Annotated in this window: 20 protein-coding genes and 1 pseudogene; 6 read left to right on the forward strand and 15 right to left on the reverse strand. The window is 66.1% G+C overall.

Features of this window, described 5'->3' with window-relative positions; all coding sequences use genetic code 11:
* Positions 1-16: 16 nt before the first annotated feature.
* Entirely contained in the window at positions 17-1,132 is a 1,116-nt protein-coding gene (locus V5O49_RS10535) for a magnesium and cobalt transport protein CorA (RefSeq protein WP_332902199.1), read from the reverse strand.
* A 108-nt stretch (positions 1,133-1,240) separates the two neighbouring features.
* Between V5O49_RS10535 and V5O49_RS10540 the strand changes: the two genes are divergently transcribed.
* Together V5O49_RS10540 and V5O49_RS10545 are read left to right on the forward strand one after the other, a co-directional pair.
* Positions 1,241-2,002 (forward strand): HNH endonuclease family protein, encoded by a 762-nt coding sequence (locus V5O49_RS10540; RefSeq protein WP_332902200.1) that lies wholly within the window; start codon positions 1,241-1,243, stop codon positions 2,000-2,002.
* A gap of 43 nt (positions 2,003-2,045) precedes the next feature.
* The gene (locus V5O49_RS10545; protein ID WP_332902201.1) at positions 2,046-2,735 is read left to right on the forward strand and encodes an SRPBCC family protein; all 690 of its coding nucleotides are present in this window, start codon (positions 2,046-2,048) and stop codon (positions 2,733-2,735) included.
* Positions 2,736-2,794: 59 nt separating this feature from the next.
* On the opposite strand, the gene V5O49_RS10550 is transcribed toward V5O49_RS10545, so the two are convergent.
* The 6 genes and pseudogenes from V5O49_RS10550 to V5O49_RS10575 form a co-directional block, all read right to left on the reverse strand.
* Positions 2,795-2,989: a hypothetical protein gene (locus tag V5O49_RS10550; protein ID WP_332902202.1), complete on the reverse strand. Its 195-nt coding sequence runs from the start codon at positions 2,987-2,989 to the stop codon at positions 2,795-2,797.
* 155 nt (positions 2,990-3,144) lie between these two features.
* A complete protein-coding gene (locus V5O49_RS10555; protein WP_332902203.1) occupies positions 3,145-3,600 on the reverse strand; it encodes a hypothetical protein in 456 nt (151 codons plus the stop codon).
* Positions 3,597-4,079 carry a pilus assembly protein gene (locus V5O49_RS10560; RefSeq protein ID WP_332902204.1) on the reverse strand — a complete coding sequence of 161 codons (483 nt, stop codon included), beginning with the start codon at positions 4,077-4,079 and terminating at the stop codon, positions 3,597-3,599. The genes V5O49_RS10555 and V5O49_RS10560 overlap by 4 nt, the downstream gene beginning before the upstream one ends.
* A complete protein-coding gene (locus V5O49_RS10565; RefSeq protein ID WP_332902205.1) occupies positions 4,076-4,423 on the reverse strand; it encodes a TadE/TadG family type IV pilus assembly protein in 348 nt (115 codons plus the stop codon). Before V5O49_RS10565 ends, V5O49_RS10560 begins: the two co-directional genes overlap by 4 nt.
* A gap of 83 nt (positions 4,424-4,506) precedes the next feature.
* Positions 4,507-4,698, reverse strand: a complete 192-nt coding sequence (locus tag V5O49_RS10570) for a hypothetical protein (RefSeq protein ID WP_278236856.1) — start codon at positions 4,696-4,698, stop codon at positions 4,507-4,509.
* A gap of 19 nt (positions 4,699-4,717) precedes the next feature.
* Positions 4,718-4,912, reverse strand: a pseudogene (locus tag V5O49_RS10575) (type II secretion system F family protein); the annotation flags it as partial.
* Between the two features lie 730 nt (positions 4,913-5,642).
* On the opposite strand from V5O49_RS10575, the gene V5O49_RS10580 reads away from it, so the two are divergent.
* Both V5O49_RS10580 and V5O49_RS10585 read left to right on the forward strand, forming a co-directional pair.
* Positions 5,643-5,981, forward strand: a complete 339-nt coding sequence (locus V5O49_RS10580) for a hypothetical protein (protein WP_332902206.1) — start codon at positions 5,643-5,645, stop codon at positions 5,979-5,981.
* Positions 5,978-6,664, forward strand: a complete 687-nt coding sequence (locus tag V5O49_RS10585) for a DUF2637 domain-containing protein (protein ID WP_332902207.1) — start codon at positions 5,978-5,980, stop codon at positions 6,662-6,664. Before V5O49_RS10580 ends, V5O49_RS10585 begins: the two co-directional genes overlap by 4 nt.
* A gap of 61 nt (positions 6,665-6,725) precedes the next feature.
* Here V5O49_RS10585 and V5O49_RS10590 read toward each other — a convergent pair whose 3' ends face one another.
* Together V5O49_RS10590 and V5O49_RS17015 are read right to left on the reverse strand one after the other, a co-directional pair.
* Positions 6,726-7,130, reverse strand: coding sequence for a hypothetical protein (locus V5O49_RS10590; protein ID WP_332902208.1), 405 nt, complete (start codon positions 7,128-7,130; stop codon positions 6,726-6,728).
* Positions 7,127-7,738 (reverse strand): helix-turn-helix domain-containing protein, encoded by a 612-nt coding sequence (locus V5O49_RS17015; protein WP_405001167.1) that lies wholly within the window; start codon positions 7,736-7,738, stop codon positions 7,127-7,129. The genes V5O49_RS10590 and V5O49_RS17015 overlap by 4 nt, the downstream gene beginning before the upstream one ends.
* Before the next feature lie 902 nt (positions 7,739-8,640).
* Here V5O49_RS17015 and V5O49_RS10595 point away from each other — a divergent pair.
* Positions 8,641-9,393: a hypothetical protein gene (locus V5O49_RS10595; RefSeq protein WP_332902209.1), complete on the forward strand. Its 753-nt coding sequence runs from the start codon at positions 8,641-8,643 to the stop codon at positions 9,391-9,393.
* Here the strand turns inward: V5O49_RS10595 and V5O49_RS10600 are convergent.
* On the reverse strand, positions 9,390-10,739 hold the full coding sequence (locus V5O49_RS10600) for a DNA cytosine methyltransferase (protein WP_332902210.1): 1,350 nt from the start codon (positions 10,737-10,739) through the stop codon (positions 9,390-9,392). The genes V5O49_RS10595 and V5O49_RS10600 overlap by 4 nt on opposite strands.
* 735 nt (positions 10,740-11,474) lie before the next feature.
* Between V5O49_RS10600 and V5O49_RS10605 the strand changes: the two genes are divergently transcribed.
* Positions 11,475-11,984, forward strand: coding sequence for a hypothetical protein (locus V5O49_RS10605; RefSeq protein ID WP_332902211.1), 510 nt, complete (start codon positions 11,475-11,477; stop codon positions 11,982-11,984).
* 342 nt (positions 11,985-12,326) lie between these two features.
* Here the strand turns inward: V5O49_RS10605 and V5O49_RS10610 are convergent, their stop codons facing one another.
* The 5 genes from V5O49_RS10610 to V5O49_RS10630 form a co-directional block, all read right to left on the reverse strand.
* Positions 12,327-12,578, reverse strand: a complete 252-nt coding sequence (locus tag V5O49_RS10610; RefSeq protein ID WP_332902212.1) for a DUF3892 domain-containing protein — start codon at positions 12,576-12,578, stop codon at positions 12,327-12,329.
* A gap of 619 nt (positions 12,579-13,197) precedes the next feature.
* A complete protein-coding gene (locus V5O49_RS10615) occupies positions 13,198-13,689 on the reverse strand; it encodes a hypothetical protein (protein ID WP_332902213.1) in 492 nt (163 codons plus the stop codon).
* A complete protein-coding gene (locus tag V5O49_RS10620) occupies positions 13,686-14,792 on the reverse strand; it encodes a hypothetical protein (protein ID WP_332902214.1) in 1,107 nt (368 codons plus the stop codon). Before V5O49_RS10620 ends, V5O49_RS10615 begins: the two co-directional genes overlap by 4 nt.
* Positions 14,793-15,462: 670 nt before the next feature.
* On the reverse strand, positions 15,463-15,684 hold the full coding sequence (locus V5O49_RS10625) for a hypothetical protein (protein WP_332902215.1): 222 nt from the start codon (positions 15,682-15,684) through the stop codon (positions 15,463-15,465).
* 564 nt (positions 15,685-16,248) lie between these two features.
* Positions 16,249-17,763: a recombinase family protein gene (locus V5O49_RS10630; protein ID WP_332902216.1), complete on the reverse strand. Its 1,515-nt coding sequence runs from the start codon at positions 17,761-17,763 to the stop codon at positions 16,249-16,251.
* Positions 17,764-17,765: the final 2 nt, after the last annotated feature.

Genomic DNA, 17,765 nt, shown 5'->3' on the forward strand with positions numbered 1-17,765 from the left:
AGTAGTGGACCGGCCGCTACATCCACCGACCGCGCTTGAAGACGACGTAGAGCACCACGGAGAAGGTCAGCATCAGGCCGACCGCCAGCGGGTAGCCGAACGCCCAGTGCAACTCGGGCATGACGTCGAAGTTCATGCCGTAGACGGCGGCGACCAGGGTCGGGGCGAAGAGGATCGCGGCCCAGCCGGAGATCTTCTTCATGTCCTCGTTCTGGCGCTGCGCGACCAGCGTCGCGTTGACGTCGAGGATCTGCCCGAGCGCCTCGCGGTACTCCCGCACGCGCGCGTCGGCGCGGGTGAGGTGGTCCGAGACGTCCTGGAGGTAGGCCTGCAGCTCGGCGGCGACGGCGTACTTCGCGAAGCCCGCCCGCAGGGACTCGAGCACCTCGGTCAGCGACGTCGTCGCGTGCTGCATGTCGATGACCTCCTGGCTGAGGCGGTAGATGCGTTCGGCCACGGCGGCGTCCCCGCTGAAGACCTGCCGCTCGATCTGCTCCTTGTCGATCCCGACGCCCTGCAGCACGGGCGCGTACCCGTCGACGATCGCGTCCAACAACCGGTAGGCGACCGCCTCCGGCCCGAGCCGGAGCAGGTGCTCGTCGGCGAGCAGGGTGCCCACCGTCCGGTCGGCGCGGACGGCCTCCTCGTCGAGGCCCGCGGCCGGTGTGCCGTCGATCCAGCGACCGTCCTGGCACAGGACCGCCACGGCCCCCGGCCGCACGAGGACGTGGAACTCCCCCAGGACCACGTCCTCCTCGGCGTCGACGTACCAGGCCGACCGCACGACGAGGAACAGGATGTCCCCGTAGCGCTCCAGCTTGGGTCGCTGGTGGGCGTGCAGCAGGTCCTCGACGACCAGCGGGTGCAGGTCCCACGCCTCGGCCAGCTCCCGGACGGCGGGTTCCGTAGGGCGCGGGTAGAGGGACATGGTCATGCGGTCGTCGGCGGAGTCGGCGAACCGCAGGCCGTCGGCCACGCTCGCGCCCGGCGGCGCCGGCGACGGACGGCCGTCCTCGACGTACCGGGTCAGGTGCGGGACCTCGGCCGGCGCGGACTGCGGCGCAGCCGCGGCGCGTCGCCGCAGCAGGTCCCGACGGCGCGACGGCGTGGCACCGGTGTCCTCGTGCGTCATGCGACCCCCTCCCCTCGCGGGCAGCCTACGCAGCGACGTACGTCTCAGCAGCGCAGACACCGGCGTGGGCGCCGCCGCCCGGGCCGTCCGACCTGGTGAGGTGTGCGGATGCGTCGCACACTCACCGGCCTGATCGCCGTCCTGCTCGCCGCCGTCGTCACCGTCGTGGCCACCGACCTCGACGAGCGGCTGAACCTCGACCTCGGCCTCGGGGAGGTGGTCTCCGAGGCGGCGGGCGCCGTCCTCGGCGACGGCGACCTCGCGACCGGCGACTCCGGCGACGACTCGTCCGCCGTCCCGGACGGGTCGGTGGACGTCGACCAGGTCACTGCGCAGCTCGACGGGATCACCGTCAAGGGCAAGGCACCGCAGACCGGCTACGACCGCGACGAGTTCGACCACTGGACCGACCCGGACGGCAACGGCTGCGACGCCCGCAACGACATGCTCGCCCGCGACCTCGTCGAGGAGACGGTGGACGACGACGGCTGCACCGTCCTGACCGGCACGATGGAGACCGAGCCGTACACCGGGGAGACGGACCGCGCGTTCGAGCGCGGCAGCGACGACCTGGCGCTGTCCCTCGACGCCGAGCACCTCGTCGCCCTGCAGAACGCGTGGATCTCCGGCGCGCACGACTGGACCGAGGACCGCCGCGAGGAGTTCGCCAACGACCCGGCGAACCTGCTCATGGTCGACCCCAGCGAGAACCGCGCCAAGGGTGCGGCGAACGCCGCCGAGTGGCTGCCGCCGAACAGAGCGTTCCGCTGCCAGTACATCGCCGGGCAGATCGCCATCAAGGCCGAGTACGAGCTGGCGATCACCCAGCCCGAGAAGGAAGCCATGACGCGCGTGCTCGAGCAGTGCTGATCCGCGCCGTGCGACCCCGAGCGATCGGAGAAGAATGGACACCGTGAGCGACGCAGCGGACGGGACGACGACACCCAGGACGGGACGACGCGTTGCGGCGGCCGCTCTGGCGGCGCCCGTCGTCGCCGGCCTCACCGCCGCGGCCGGCGTGGTCGCCACCGGTGCGCACCGGCGGCTCGGCACCACCGAGGCCGAGACGCGCGTCTGGCTTCCCGGCGACGAGCTGCTGGAAGGCGGCGTCGTCCAGGCCGACCGGGCGTGCACCATCGCGGCCCCACCGCCGGACGTCTGGCCGTGGATCGCCCAGCTCGGCCAGGACAAGGCCGGCTTCTACTCGTTCGAGGCGCTGGAAAACCTCGTCGGCTGCCGGATCACCGGCGCGACGACGATCCACCCCGAGTGGCAAGACGTCCAGGTCGGCGACGCCTTCCGGCTGCACCCGGACCTGGCGCTGCGGGTGGCCGAGGTCGTGCCCGGCAGCCACCTCGTGGTGACCTCGCAGGGTGCCGACGGCACACCCGAGGGACACGACTTCACGTGGGCTTTCCACCTCGAGTCGGTCTCCGTCGGGCCGGCGCCGGCCACCCGGCTGCACCTGCGCGAGCGGTACGAGTCGAAGCGCCCGGTCGACCGGGCCGTGTCCGAGGCCCTCTGCCTGGTCAGCGCCGCGATGAGCCGGCGCATGATGCGCCGGCTCGCCGAGCTGGCGGCCGCTCCCCCGGTGCATACCTGACGGTCAGGCGCCCCTGGCACCGGCCGTCGTCTCGACGTACCCGGCGATCGAGCTCATCGCTAGACGGTCGCGCCACGTTCGTCGAGCCACTCCTCGAGATCCTTCCACGCCCAGGCGTAGGCCTTGAGGATCGCGGCGACGTCATGCTCCGAGGCTCCGGCGGCCTGTGCCTCCTGGCACGCGAGGAAGGAGCCTTGAGCCACCGCCGCCTGAATCCTCGGACGGGCATTGCGCAGGGCATCCGTAGGGGTCATGACAGGCAGAGTAGGGGCGGCGTCCGACAACACGAGCGGACGCCGGTGCACGGCACGACGCCTCCACCCTCCGGTCGGCCCACGGCTCCGCTGCCGCGCACTCACCACGGCGGGCAATGCCCGTGGGGGCGTACTCGGCGTCGCCGCGGCGCGCCCTACTCAGCCCGTGCGGTCGCCGTGGCCGTGACGGTGATGCCCGCGCCGAAGGCGTCGGTGAACCACCGCACCAGCGGCGGGTGGGAGCTGCCGACGAGGCTGACCCGGGCGCTGCGACCGTCCGGCGTCACCGCCTCCGTCACCCGGACGCCGCGCAGGCCCGGGGCGGACGACGTCGGCTGTGCCGCCAGGTGCTCGACGACCGCGGTCCGCACTCCCGCGTCGGTCAGCGTCAGCACGCCGGTGGCGTCCGGCGCCGTGGCCTCGCCGTAGTAGGTCGCCTGCGACATCGAGTCCGCCCCGGCCACCGCGAGGGAGTCCGCCAGGTCGAACAGGTGCTTGCGGTCCAGGTGCACCGACGCCGCCGAGGCGACCATGCCGACCAGCATCAGTCCCACCGCCACGAACCCGGCCGTGAGCAGCATGATGCGGCCTTCCTCCTGCCGGGTCGTCACGGCCGCACCGCCACGTGCTCCTCGACCGGTGCCACGTGTGCGGCCTCGACCGGGATGCTCAGCGGCACCCAGTCCTGCAGTGCCGCCGGCGCCAGGGGCAGCGGCACCTCGTAGCGCACCCGGACCCCGACCATCGCCCCCGGCGTCAGGCACGGGCTCGCCGAGCACTCCAGCTCCAGCAGGTCGCCGCCGTCGACGACGAAGCCCTGGTCGGCGAGCGCTACCTCGGTCGCGGCGCGGGCATGGACGGCCCCCTGCGCTGCGGAGTCCGCCGTCACCACGGCCCGCGCGGCGTCCCGGGCCGCGCCCTCGACCGCGAACCCCGCCGCGTGGAGCTGGCCCAACGTCACCACCACGTACACGAGCGGGACGAGCAGCAGCACGCCGACGCCCAGGAACTCGACGACCGCCGCTCCCTCCTCGCCGGATGCCGCCGTCCTCGTGCGCGCGGGCCCTGTGGTCGTGGACGGTCCGGTCACGACGCCTCGTCCACGGCATGACCGTCGAGGGTCATCGCGCCGGTGGGTCCCAGGATCCCTACCACTGGCAGCGGAGCGCTGACCGTCACCCGGATCAGGTCCAACCCGTCGCGACGGGTCCGCCCGACGGCGATCTCGCCCGCGTACCGTTCGCCGATCGCCGAGGTGAGCAGGTCGCGGGTGCGCTGTGCGCCGGCTGACAGGTCGCGGTCGGTCCGCGCCGCGAGTCGGGCACCCTCGGCCGCCGCGTCGATCACCACGGCCCGCACGTGCAGCGCCAGCGCGACCTGGACGACGCCGAGGAAGAGCGCGACCAGCAGCGCCGACACGAGCGCGAACTCCACGACGGCCGATCCCCGTTCCTCCGCGCCGCGGTCGTCGGGCGACGCGTCGAGCGATCCGTGTCGCGGCGTCGGGCGACGCCGGCTCACAGACCCGTGACGCTCTCGATCGCCTGGGTGAACGCGTCCTCGAGCAGCGGCCCGGCCAGCGCCCACAGCGCGACGACCAGGCCGGCCGTCATCAGCGTGACGAGGACCCAGCCGGGAACGTCGCCCCGCTCGGGGTCATCGGCAGCAGGCCGATCGCGTACGGGCCCGTCGGTCTGAGGAGTGGTCATGTTCGTCCTTTCGTCGGTGTCACAGTCCGATCTGCAACGTGGCCAGCGAGGGGAAGACGGCGAAGACGACAGTGATCGGCAGGATGAGGAACACCACCGGGACCATCATGGCGACCTCCTTCTTGCCGCCGGCCTCCATGAGGGCGCGGCGCCCGGACTCGCGGACGTCCTGCGCCTGGGCCCGCAGGACGTCGGCGAGCGGGGTGCCGCGCTCGCCTAGAACACTGTTGGCTGCGCGAGGACGCCCCCGCGACCGTTGCAGCGGTCCGGGGGCATGGCCGGGAGGTACCCCGACTTGCGACACCTTACTGCGCACGCACCGACCCGCGATGTCCTAACGAGTCTCGCTCGTGCTGGGTGGGGAGACCTCGCCGGCAGCGAGCACAAGGGCACCCGCGCCATGCTGCGCGCCCTGGTCGACCTGCTCCCCTACGGCTCAGGCGAGGGTCTCGTCACCGCGCCCCAGATTGCGCTCGCGTCTGGCTACTCCGAACGCTGGGCCCGCTCCCGCCTGGCCGAACTCGAGCAGCACGGGCTCATCCTCTGGCGTCGTGGCGGAGTCGTCGCCGGACGCTGCGTGCCCTCGCACATCCGCATCATCAAGGAAGCGGTCCTGGCTCTGATCGGTGCAGCCCGCACCCTCAAGGACGCCGCCACTGCCGCACGCCAGGTCGTGACCAAGCGACGCGTCGAGGGCCTGAGGTTCGTGATGGGCAGGCGTCGTCGCTCGCCCATCCGGAACTCGGTGCAGGCCTCCTCCCCCTCACGGGGAAGTCTCCCGACGCTTCCCCGTCGTGCCTCTTCTCCTGTCCCTGACTGTCCTCACGGCGAGCCGCGAGGCGAGACCTACTGCCCCCTGTGCCGTCGAGGCATCCCCGCCTGACCACACCCCCACCCCGGTCGGGTCACCCGACCTGACCGCCCTTTTCCGAGAGGAACCCGCTGTGAACGAGCACCAGCCCCTGCAGACCCAGACCTTCACCACCGAGGTCGAGACCGCGTACCGCGAGCTCTCCTACCTCGCGGCCCGCCAGATCCGCGAGATCACCTTTGCCAGCCTCAACGAAGGCACCATCGACCCCAAGGAGGCCAAGAAGGCAGCCAACAAGGCCGTACCCCGCGCGACCAAGGCCTTCCAGCAGATCCTGGACAACACCCCGAAGGCAGACCAGGCAAAGACCCTGGCCCGCATCCTGGCCGAGCTGACCGTCAGCGAAACCGAGACCTGGGTCGTCGCCACCCACACCGCGATCAACGGACACATGCCCGGAGCCGGCCAGTGAGCAGCAACCGGATCAACCCTGACTCCCGGCCCGTCCTCATCCTGACCGTCGCCCTGACCCTCACCGTCGCCCTGGTGTCCTTCGTACTGTCCTTCGCCGCCCTGCGCGACGCAGCAGTGTGGGGGAACGTGCCACCAGCCCTGACCTGGGCCGTCCCGGTCATCATCGACCTGTCCGTCCTCGTCTACACCGCGGCAGCCCTCGTCCTGCGAACTCGGGCAGAGTCAGCGAGGTTGTCCCTCAGCCTGGTGGGCCTTTTCTCCATCGTGTCCGTAGCCGGCAACGCTGCACACGGCCTAGAGCTCAATGAGCAGCATCAACACTGGATCGGCGTCGTCCTGGTCGCCTTGGCGCCGGTGTCCGTGCTGACCTCGGTACACACTCTGGCTTCACTCGTCGTAGTCGAACCCCACGTCGCGGCCGAAGCGCACGCAACTCCCCTTCCCGGCTTGAGTGATCACGACCGCGAACTACTGGGCAACCTCGCCTCCACCCACCCGAACAGCAAGAGAACTACCGATACCCTGGCCGCGATCCTGACAATGCGCAGGGAAGGAGCCAAGCTCAAGGAACTCTCTACCGCAACGGGCATGTCCGTCACACTCGTGAAGACGGCCTTGGCCGATCTGAGGCAGGCAGGCCTCCTGGCCGCCCCAGCGAGACTGGCGAGTTATCAGCACTAGACCCGAAATCGGTGGCGCCCCCTTGACCATATCTGCTGGCGGGCGCCACCGACAAAGAGAACTAGCGGACAAATGCAGGCAGTTTGAACTGCGAAACACCAAGACTACGCGCATGCGCGATCAATTCGGCGCGAATATGAGGCCAAACGAGCCCAACAACCTCGTCGTCACCCGTGTCCGAGTGCTCATCATCAAGCACGATTAGGAACTGGACAGCACCCGTGAACAACAATCTGTCTTCATCCTCCGTAGAATCGGCTTCTTGGCCAACTTCGGAGTCGCTCTCAACTAACTTTGCGACTGCCCTGAGCCGCAATTGCACTGGGGTCTCCTCCTCGAACCGATGCCCCTCTAGCTCGACGGTCGCCGTCGCCGACCGCACACGCCTGTTCGAATGCCGAATACCCGAAAGTTCGATGATCTGAAGATCCTTCACGACATCACTGTCGCCGTCACCAGAGTTCATCCGGAAACCCTCTCCCGAAACGTAGCGCTCCCACTACGGATGATAGACGGGGCGTCAGGCCGAGGGGCTTTCCAGTATTCCGGGTCCGCGCCGTCCTCAAAGATGAGCATCTCGTCCGACGGGACCACGTCTTGGTGCCTCGGGTCGTGGGACGAATGCTGGACTACCGGCATATCGACCATCCCGTCCCGGCTCATGACGTGCGCAGTGTAGACGGCCGTGAACGGAGGAGGCGACACAGTGGTCTCACCGACTCCTTCGTGAAGGTTCTCAGGAAGCCAAGAATGACATCTGGGCGCCCGATCTTCTCTAAGAGACTGGCGGAGTTCGCCAATGTCACAAGCCGACAGATGCAACTCGTAGCCGAGAGCAGCGAGCAGATCGGCAATTGTGTCTACGCGAAGGTTTCCATTCCCGTTCAACGTACGATGTATTGCCGATTTTCTAATGCCGAGCCTGGAGGCCAACTGCGTCTGTGTAATCCCGGCCTCATCCAGAGCGTGGTGGAGCAGTCCTAGAACTCGGCTCCTGAGAGAGGCCCGAGCGAGAGAGCGAGCACCATCGTCCGTGCCCGCGAGTCGGTCGATCGCCGAATCAGCCATCTTCATCCCTCCCTATATCGCTTCGCATGATCCAGTCAGCCCTGTCGAGGTGTTTTCGCGGCGTCCGCCCTTGCGGAGTCCTACCCTTATCCTTCTCGAATCCATGAGTCAATCGAATCGCCACCCTCTTTGCCATGCCGACGTGTTCTGTCTCAAAGAAGGGGATTCGGTCTGCGGCGGTCTTAAACTCCCATATATCCCCGCGAAGATGGTTGAGCTCTCTGGGGATATGGAGTTTGCCCGAGGAAGCGTACGTCTCTAAGCGAACCAGAATATCTGCATAGCGATCCCGCCGACGCCGTAGTCGACTTCTCTCAAGTTGACGAAGGTAGTCATAAGCCGGCTGCTGCCCCTTCCCGTCGATCGCGTCCTCGACTCGCCCGACGGGACCGGCTGCCTCGGCGTGGCGCCCACAAGCACAACCGGACCCCGGAGACGGTTCACTCATGAATGTACCACGCTCCCGAAGCCGCTTCGTCATGCGATGGTAGCGCGTGACGGAGGACCGCAGCGGGGGTAAACCAACTGGTCGCAGCCCTCTGCGCCTGGGACGTGCACCATCGCGCGGTAGAGGAGTCTCCGACTTCACCCGGTACCGCTCCCAAACCGAACCCGGAGCGCCGGCACCCACCCGCCATGTCCATGGAGCGCTCGCCAACCCGCCAACATCAAGCAGGCGCTCGCTTAGTCCGCACGGCCATCACCCGAGTCGAAGCATCAGTGATGACGGCGTTCCCAGCCGCCCAACGTCAGCCCAAGGGCGGGCACCACGGCTCTGAGGCTTCCATGTACTGGCACCACAACTCGCGCGGCTCGGAGCTGAACCCGCCAACGGACGAAGGCGTCCTACCCAGTGGGCGTCAGCCGAAGCCCTGGGGTCCAGGGCCTCCCTTCGCTAGGCTCTCACCATGGTGTCGTTGAGCAGCGGATCCAAGTCGTTCGACCAACTGCGCGACGCGCTGGCGGGCGACAGTGGCTTGCGAGCGGAGTTGGAGAACGCTCTAGATCTGAATGTGAACCTAGTCAATCCTTCTGACCCTGGCGGACGGTTTATAAGTGGCGGTGCCGTCGAGTGGATCCTTGCCGCAACCGCCTACCGTGTCGGAATACTCTCCGTCCCTGGTGGGCACCAAGCGCGTGGCTTTGACCTGCGAGATCTACTTAATGAAGCACGCGGCCTTTGGTCAGTCAAGAATCAGAGCTCAAGTTCGAAGTCGGAGTACCGCCTAACGAATGGTCTTGGTGGCGCTGGCGCAGGCTTTATTGAACCGACCGTATTCCTCTCGCCGCACCTACCTGGAATAACCTACGTTGACCCAACCGTGCACCAGGAAGTTGCAGCAAGAGCAGTTAAGCGGTCAGACGCATGGGTAATCCGGTTCAAGGCGATCGCCGAGCACGCGCAGTCACATCCTGAGTGCGTCGCGCTCTGTCGAATTCCCACAAACCCGAAGACGGGCAACCATGACCCTGGCATGGATTACACGCAAGAACTGCTGGCACCCGCGCGATTCCCCCGACTTTCGGGCTTATTTCAGGACGCGAACCCCCCGACCGCCTCAGTGATGGGTGAGATTCGGGATCTAATAGCGATGAAGGACGCTGGCCAAATCACGGATAGCCAATTTGATATCCTGGTTCGCAAGATGGGAGCCGACTAGAGTTTGCGAGCCATGGTAGACAGTATGTCATCAGGCGAGTCTGGCGCATTCAAGACACTCTCAAGAATACGCCGCCCCGACGCCGATCTTTTCAACACGTCCTCGTCTCGCTTGACGTGCTCCCGGAGGATGTGCCAGACAGCACCCACGTTCACGCCGTTGCCCATTTGCTTGTAGGTCAGAGCATGTCGCTGTGCGCCAAAATCAAACCAGTCTGGCAATCCCTGCAGCCTGGCGGTTTCGCGAGGAGATATTCTACGGCCGCGTGGCCCGATGATTGAAGTCTGGGTGATCGCTACCAGCGCGGGTAGGTAGTTTGGGCGCTTCGCTCTGATTCCTGAGGGCCGGAAGTGCATAACGGTGTCCCAGAGCCGTGGAGTGTCCTGCGCCTGCCACTCCAACTTCCGTCGGGATGCAGGAAATGCCTCCGTGAAGACGCCCCACTTCTCCGCCCACGAGTCGATAGCATCTCGGTGTGCAGCGTAGAATGCGTAGTTCTTCGTTAGGTGCGAGACCTTCCACGCGGGCGTACCTTCGGCAATCGGCTCGCGATAGTCTTTCCACGAGTCGGCCCACAACGGGAATCCAGGGAGTCGCCGCCCCTCGCGCTCCTCCCACATCATCTGTACGAAGTCGTCCCACGCGTCGATCCACAAGCGCTCCGACTTTGTGAGCTCGCAGCCAGGGATGTTGTGGGAGTCATCGAGCAGGTCTTCAAGGTGCCACTCCTCCTTAGGCTTCCAGCCGTCGACCGTGACTCCGGACGTCGCCACAGGGAGGACGGGAAGCCCGTCGTCGATTCCCGCGGGGTTGTACGTCGCGGTGATGAAGACACGTTCACGGACCTGCGGACGCCCTCCTCGCTCGGGCGGGAGGAGATGCGGTGAGAAGATGGCCGGCGTCTCCGAAACGCGGTAACCCTCCTCCCCCAAGGTCTCGATGATCACTTGCCACTCATGTAGGTGACGTGGCCCAGCCAGGTTCCGGACGTTCTCAAGCAGAACCACCTTCGGGTGGTGCCGCTCGATGATCTTGGCGATGTTCCAGAACAGCGTGCCTCGGGTCTCGTCCATCCCCCGTTGTGCCCCGCTCTTGGAGAACGGCTGGCAGGGGAACCCCGCTGCCAGGACCTCGTGGGGCGGTACCTTCATCACCGAGTCGTTCGCGTCCTCAGTGATGTCTCCGAAGGCAGCGTGCCCCCAGTTGCGCTCGTACACCGTCGCGGCAGCCCTGTCGTTCTCGACCGCGTACACGCACTCGCCGCCGTAGGCGGCCAGCGCGGCATGAAACCCGCCGATGCCGGCGAAGAGATCGATGAAGCGGAAGGCGGGGGCGGGCGACGTCATGGGGGAAGCTTAGCCTCCGCCACCGACGAACACCCAACCCAGCACGGCGTGTCGACCGATCATGTGTTCGAGCTCACGGACTCACGTCGGAGGCCCAGCACCTTCAACTCTCTGGCGCCCGTCGGTCTTCGTCTGATCGTCGTCAGGGCATGGCTCCAGGCCGTAGTTCGCGAGCACCTGGCGCCACTTGGCTTCGCTCCACAAGGGTGACTTCTCGACCTGGACTCGTGCCCAGGCTTCGATCTCGTCACGCGAGAGCCCGCTCAAGGCTTGCCACCCGCGTTCGTCCGCGAATCACCACAATCAGCCTCCACTGGGGCACTGAGGTCTGATTCACCTCGCGAAGCACCAAGATCGTCGCCCGCCGTCCGACCTCTGTTGTATGCCTCCACAACGGCGCGAATCCCCCTGACACACCGCTCGGGAGGAACCCAGTCTCGAAAGAGCGCCGCCACATAGTTCTTCATCTCATCGCCACTCATGAGGTGACCGTATCGGATTCACGCAAGTCCCGCTGTGATGATGGAAGTCGTGATGGTGAGGACCATGCTGCATCAAACACCATTCCAGGCAGACCTGGGGTATCACCTGCGCGACCCTTCCTCCCATGTCCGCAAGCGTATAGCATCCGTCTCTCTGTACGGGTTCCAGAGTCGCTGTAACACCCCAGAGCGGCGTCCTACAGCCGCTGTCGCCCGCACCTGGCCCCTGCAGTAGGTGTCGCGCAGCAGTTAGGTGGATGATTTTTCGATGGTGAATGGAATCTTCGCAGTCGTGGTGCTGCTCTTGGGTGCCGGTCTGGGCTTCTATACCCAGCGCCGGCAAGCTGCGGAAGCGCGCCGCGAGGATTTGCGGGCGCGACTTCGTCAAGAACGTGTGGATGCCTACTGCGACTTCGGAAGCGCGCTGCGTGCCTACCGGCGAGCCCAGATCCACCGTTGGCGTTCGGGGAACTCGGACACGGGCGAGGCCAGCACGTCCGCAGAGAGCGCTCGTGACGCGGCAGCCGGGGCTCTGTTCAGGGTGCAGCTTTTGGCCTCGGACTCAAGCGTTTCAGAGCCCGCCGTGACCGCGTTGAAGGACATGAACACGTTCCGGGAAGCCAACTCGTCGGACCAGTTTGAGCGCACGCGCAACATGACCGACGCCCGGATTCGGGCATTCACAGCCGCAGCGAGGTCCGAGCTGGACCCTCACGTGAGCCAGAGGCTCGACACCCTCGTGCAGCCAGCCAGCACGGATTAGACCGCCCGGCGGACGGTTCGCTCGGCATGTACGCAGGCAGTGATGGGCCCGTCGCCTCGTTGGCTGGGGGCGAATGAGCACCGGCGAGACGGCGACGAGATGTCTAGACCACACACTCGCCCATGCAATGATGGAGGGGCCGGGCCACGCTGGCACGTGACCCGACCCCGGCGGCCCAGTTCAGCCGCCTACCTGAGGATGCGACCCCTCAGCCGCGCCGCTCCGAGACCGTGGTCTTGGGGTGGCGCTTGGCCGTTGCGGCCTTGATGAAGCGACCGGTAACGGCGCTCCGGTGGTTCTTCCCGCTGCTCTTGCTCTGGCTCCTAGCCATGGCTGTCCCCCTTAGAAGGTCGGCAGGTCGTCGAGGTTGTTGCGCGGCGTGTTGTCACGGTCGGTGCGCAAGTACTTCGGGAAGGCGTTGACCACCCGCACCTCCGTACGACGCTCCGGCCACTCGACGTAGTAGTTCTTCTGCCGGTTCTCGATGTCCTTGATCGCCTCCGGGACGGTCTCGTTCCAGACACCCGGCATGCCGACGTGAGTGGTGACCCCCTGACGATCGCGGCGGACGTGAGTGATGCGGCGCTCCCACATGGCTACTCCTCCCTGCGAGTTCGGACCTTCCGTGACCCGCACCACAGAGTCTATCGCATGGCACCCGCGTAGTTACAGTTGTGTAACTACTAGATATGGTCCTGAGCGGCACCATTGACCACTAGATGTTCGATGCTGTGAGTGCTTCACTGAATCTCTCCACAGGTTTATCCACAGGCCTTCGCGGTTGCTACACAGGTTCGTGTGATATGGCGATTCAGATGCACGGCTGAAGGGCTGAGGGGCGCGAGTGACCGCTCGCAGGGCCCGTTCGTGCTCGTGGTGAGCTGAACGGGCCCTGTTGCGTTCCTACGCGGCTGCTGCGCCTGCGCGGTCGAGTTCATCCTCGGTCGAGCCGGGACGGTGGTTGCGGTACTCGCCCCGGGCTCTGTATGCCGCTTGGCGGCAGCTTGAGGAGCAGTAGCGCATGGTCCAGTTGTCGTGCTCCGGGAGGGGCTGTGCGCAGCGGTGGCAGAGGTCGAGGTTCCAGCGTCGTTCGGCTTCTTCGGGTGTGATCACGTGTCTCCTGTGTCTGGGTCTTGAGTGGGCTTGAGCGCCGTCCGTGCCGGGTCAACAGGTGTCAGACTCCTGTTGACCCGGCTGCGGCACGGTGGCGGCGCTAGGCGGCTAGCGCCACCTGATCGGGCAGGACGGGCTTGCCGACCTCGGCGGTGATCTCCACGTCGTACTTGATGTGGCAGGCCACGCAGCGGGCGTAGTAGTCATCGGGATCGATGCTGTAACGCAGCAGACAGCCGTTGCGGAGCTCGAGTCGTTCCCTATCGCCGCTGTAGTAGGCGTAGGACCACTGTTGAGCGGGTCGCCCGCAGTCGTAGCACTCGTGCTCGCTGGCCGAGCCCAACTCCTTGCGCAGGCGCTGGTGCATGGCGTCGTACGTCACGGCGTCGTCGGGCAACCGGACCCAGAGGCCCGAGCACTGCCGGCACTGCGTGGACTCGCCGGCCTTCAAGTGACCGACCTGGACGTTCCGCTCGATGCCGCACTCGCATCGGACTTGAGCGTGCTTACGCCCCTTGAGCCGGATCACATCGCCGACGACGGTCCACTTGCCGTACCGGTCCCCGATCTGGGGGTCAGGGGTTCCGGTCACGCGGCCGCCTTGAACGTGAAGGTCGCGACGTAGACGCTGGCAGCGCCTCGGTCCCGCTTGAAGAAGCCACCGTGATTGGCCTGCATCTTCACGGCTCCGACGTTCATCGTCTTGCGCGTGAGCTCAGCCGCAGTCACCCGTCCGACGTAAGCGAACGCCTTGCCGTCGAGCCGACGCACGGCAGACTCCGCCAGCTCCTTGACGCTGGCGGAGGGGATGCGGTGCTCGAACCCCTGGGACACCCACGCGTCGAACGAGACCCGGATCGTCGTCGTCGCGACACCCTCGTCCACGGTGTATGCCGTAACGCTCGCATCGACGACCTCGACGCCGACGCCGTAGACGTCGACCCAGGAGTAACCCGAGTCCGTCATGGACGGCAGGACCCGGGTTTCGGTGTCCTTCGTCGAGGCGCGGACCGAGTGGGCGAGGTTGGCGGCGAACCCCTTCACGACGTGCGCGTGGGGCTTGCCCGGCACCTTGGGCAGCTCGGGCCACACGCCCTGACCATCGATGGTGAAGGTGTCGACCTGACCGTTCGTGGCCACACGTCCCGCGCGGTAGGTGCCCTGAACGCCGGCCAGAGCGGACTCGATGTCCTTGGCCGTGATGGCCGCACGCATGTAGGCGGGCCGGTGGAACCGGGCTCGGACCTGACCCGTCATCGAACCGTAGGGGCGCGGGTGGCGGTCAGGCTCGGCTGCCCCGGGCTGGACCAGGTACAGCACGGGCAGGTTCTTGCCCGGGTTCTCGGGGAACTCGTCCACGACCTTGACCGGGACGGCCAGCTCTTCGGCAAGGGCATCGGACATCGCGTCCGCGACGATCGGGATGAACGGGGCCTCGGCCTTGAGTCGCTCGACCTTGGCGACTGTTCCCTGGTGCAGGATCTGGGCGCGCTCGACGCCCGTCTGGGCCTCGGTCAGGTGCTGGACGGTGACGGACTCGTCTCCCCCAGCCAGTCGCGCCTTGAGGTCGTCAAGGTGGGCTTCGGCCTTCTCGATCGCTTCGAGCCGGTCATCGACTTGCTGTTCAGTCAGCTCGATCTGGGCCTGGTGCTCGATGATCGAGTCCTGCTTCGTGTTCTTCGACGTAGTTGCCAATGTAGGCTCCTATTTTCTGGGATTGATGCCGCGCTACGCGCGGCTGTTCAGTGATGGAACGAGGCGCTGGGTCCCTGGTTCTGGGCATGGAGCCCTAGGGTCTAGAGTCCTCGTCCCTGATTCCCCTCCCCCTGTTTCCCGCCGTTGGGGAAAGAAGAGAAGAGACATCCTGCGTTTGTGCAGGTCAGAGCGTTGCCGTGGAAACCAGAGGTCACCGAACGCGGCAGATGGGTGACCCCTGGTATCCGAGAACGCTAGATCGGTGTCTGTCAGGCACCGGGTCGACGAGGGCAGGGAGTACTCACGCCCGTCCTCAGGCCGTTCTGGACGTCAAACGGCGGGAACTGGATGCACTGACTCCACGACTTCGGGGCGATGACGCCCCATTCCGCCAGCCTCGCGATCGCCTTGTTCACCGCGTGACGCGTAGGTACGCGAACCTCGCCGGCGCGGGTCCCCGACTTGGTGACGAGTTGAAGACGCTGGCAGAGCTCGCTGCGAGCGAAGTGAGCGTGCCCGCCGTGTTCCATGCGGGCACGCGCCAGAGCCACGAGGCGCAGATCAAGCGGCGCCTCCACGTTGTCGGCGAGACGTTCGTCAGCTTCCGTGTTCACGGCGCGCCAAGGCACACCTGCACCAAAGTTGACTCCCTTGGCGACCGGACGTCGGCTCAACGTGCCGCCTCATCAACAGAGGCAACGGAGAAGACGTCGAGCACCGCCGGACCGAGGAGGTCCACGCGCTCAGCAGTGGAGTGAGCAGCGATGAGGCCTGCCAGACGCAGATCTTCGACAGCATCAGTGAACTCACTCGCGGAGACTCTGATCTCGCCGGCGACCTCCGATGGACGCAGCGCCACCACGGACGAGTGGGCGAGGATCGCGTAGGACAAGCGCTGGCGAAGACTGCCCGAGGCAGACGTACGGGACGGGCGCGCGGCACGGAAGAGACGGGACCGAAGGACGTGAGGCATGGCCTCAGTCGTCGGTTCAACTACTGGGACACGTCTGATCCACGGGGCAATCTCATCAAGTGAGGACCAGTTTCCAACAACTGGTGAAGCGGAAGGCACGAAGGAACTCCATAGGTACGGACAACAGCGCTCTCACAGCGCTGGACCCCTGCGGGTGCGGGGTGCATCTTCAACCTCGTGCTTTCTTCCAGGGGCCGACTCAGTCGGTCAGGGTTCGAATCCGGGAACGCCCGGAACGTGTGATCACAATATCATAACGAGTCGCCACTTTCCGCATCGAAGGCCCCTCTTCCTCTCACAGCGAAAGGTCGACTAGCGGCTTGACGAGCCCTTCCAGAATGCAGCACGATACTGTTGCCAATCGACCTCCCGGCCACATAGACCATCAATGTGTGCCCCCGGCGCGTCTCCCCACTCTGAGGCGAGGCGTGCCCCCGCCGCCACATTCCGCCGGACGGTCTAAGAGACACGCCCGAGGAGGGGCTACTTCTGCGGGGGCCTCAAAGCAGCCTCCAGGGTCTCCCGGTCATGAGCGCTCATGTAGGCCCATCCGGGTTCAATGACGTAGGTGTGCTCGTAGCCATCCTGATGAACCACGCCCTCAGACCACTTGATGACGACTCGATCCGGGGAGAATCCACGTCGCCCTTCGCTAGGTCGTACCTGCACCTCGTCAATGTAGGCGCGCAGAAGATGTTGACGATCGACCAGGTCTCCTGAGTTCCATTCCTCACGAACGGACTTGCGCGCTTCGGAGGTGCTGCGCTGGAACCTGGCGGCGGAGAGCTCGCCACGCATCCTCACGAGTTCATCCCGCCGCAGGACAAGTGCTTGGACATCCGCCGCAGGGTCCTGAAACGCTCGTCCAACCTCGTCAAGCGCTTGCTCGACGTCGTGCAGCCTTCCTCGATCGGCCTCTACCTCATGGAGCTCGGTTACGACTCGACGCCATGAGCCCACCTTCAGCAGAAGCCTCCGCTCAGCCTCAGCATCCGCGAGCTCGGCCCTGACCGAGACACCCCCGGCACAGTCGATCCCCCGAGACCTCGACGCACAGGCGTACTGAGACACACCGCGTACGGACTTCAGGCTCAGCGGACGTCCGCACGATGGGCATGAGATCAAACCGCTGAGTAACCGAGCTGCCTTGACCCTTCGCTCCCGACGCGGAACCCTCCGGGTAGACAGGGCTGCGATGGCCTCCAGTTGCAGGTCCGGGTCGATCGCGGGCGGCCAAGCACGCACGGGGAGCCCGAGGTCGTCCAGAACCGGCTTCTTGTCGTGCATGAGGGTTCCGACCAGGGAGGGCGCCTCGACGATACGTCGCACCGTTGTGGCGTCCCACCGCGACGATCGACGGCCCTGGACCCCCCGCTTCCGAAGATCAGCACCGATTGAGTAGAGAGACTCGCCTCGAATGATGCGCTGGGCCATCTCCCGGGCGACCTCCGCCTCGCCGGGGTTCACTTCGAGAACCCTGCCCGGCCCATCCGGATTCGGAGCGCTCTGATAACCCCACGGCAGGAAGCCCCCGCCCCATCTACGAGCCTTGCGCTGGTTGGCCCTGCCTTCCCGGACGCGTTCCCCGATCATGTCGGACTCCATCTCCGCGAAGGCTGCGATGATCGTGGCGGCGAAGCGGCCCATCGAAGTCGTCATGTCGAGACGGTCGACGACAGACACGAGGACGACGTTGCGGTCCTTGCACTCATCGGCGAACGTGCGGAAGTCCACTACATTGCGCGCGAGCCGGTCCAAACGCTTGAAGACGATCACGTCGCAGTCGTCGAGCCGGCCACGTAGCTCCCGGATACCTGGGCGGTCCAGGCGCAGGCCACGGCTAGACCCGGAGATATCGAGGTCTCGGACGACGTCAACGACGTCCCAGCCCACGGCTGCGGCATAGTCACGACAAGCCTGCTCCTGCCCCTGTGGCGACATGGACGGATCATCTTCACCGCTCCACTCGGAGAGTCGGACATACACGAGGGCTCGCATTT

The organism is Isoptericola haloaureus (genome assembly GCF_036689775.1).
GTDB lineage: Bacteria > Actinomycetota > Actinomycetes > Actinomycetales > Cellulomonadaceae > Isoptericola > Isoptericola haloaureus.

Coding starts and splice junctions, on each gene's coding strand:
- V5O49_RS10535 (WP_332902199.1), bottom strand. CDS start 1,132: ATGACGCACGAGGACACCGGTGCCACGCCGTCGCGCCGTCGGGACCTG.
- V5O49_RS10540 (WP_332902200.1), top strand. CDS start 1,241: ATGCGTCGCACACTCACCGGCCTGATCGCCGTCCTGCTCGCCGCCGTC.
- V5O49_RS10550 (WP_332902202.1), bottom strand. CDS start 2,989: ATGACCCCTACGGATGCCCTGCGCAATGCCCGTCCGAGGATTCAGGCG.
- V5O49_RS10570 (WP_278236856.1), bottom strand. CDS start 4,698: ATGACCACTCCTCAGACCGACGGGCCCGTACGCGATCGGCCTGCTGCC.
- V5O49_RS10590 (WP_332902208.1), bottom strand. CDS start 7,130: ATGAACTCTGGTGACGGCGACAGTGATGTCGTGAAGGATCTTCAGATC.
- V5O49_RS17015 (WP_405001167.1), bottom strand. CDS start 7,738: ATGAAGATGGCTGATTCGGCGATCGACCGACTCGCGGGCACGGACGAT.
- V5O49_RS10595 (WP_332902209.1), top strand. CDS start 8,641: ATGGTGTCGTTGAGCAGCGGATCCAAGTCGTTCGACCAACTGCGCGAC.
- V5O49_RS10600 (WP_332902210.1), bottom strand. CDS start 10,739: ATGACGTCGCCCGCCCCCGCCTTCCGCTTCATCGATCTCTTCGCCGGC.
- V5O49_RS10610 (WP_332902212.1), bottom strand. CDS start 12,578: ATGTGGGAGCGCCGCATCACTCACGTCCGCCGCGATCGTCAGGGGGTC.
- V5O49_RS10630 (WP_332902216.1), bottom strand. CDS start 17,763: ATGCGAGCCCTCGTGTATGTCCGACTCTCCGAGTGGAGCGGTGAAGAT.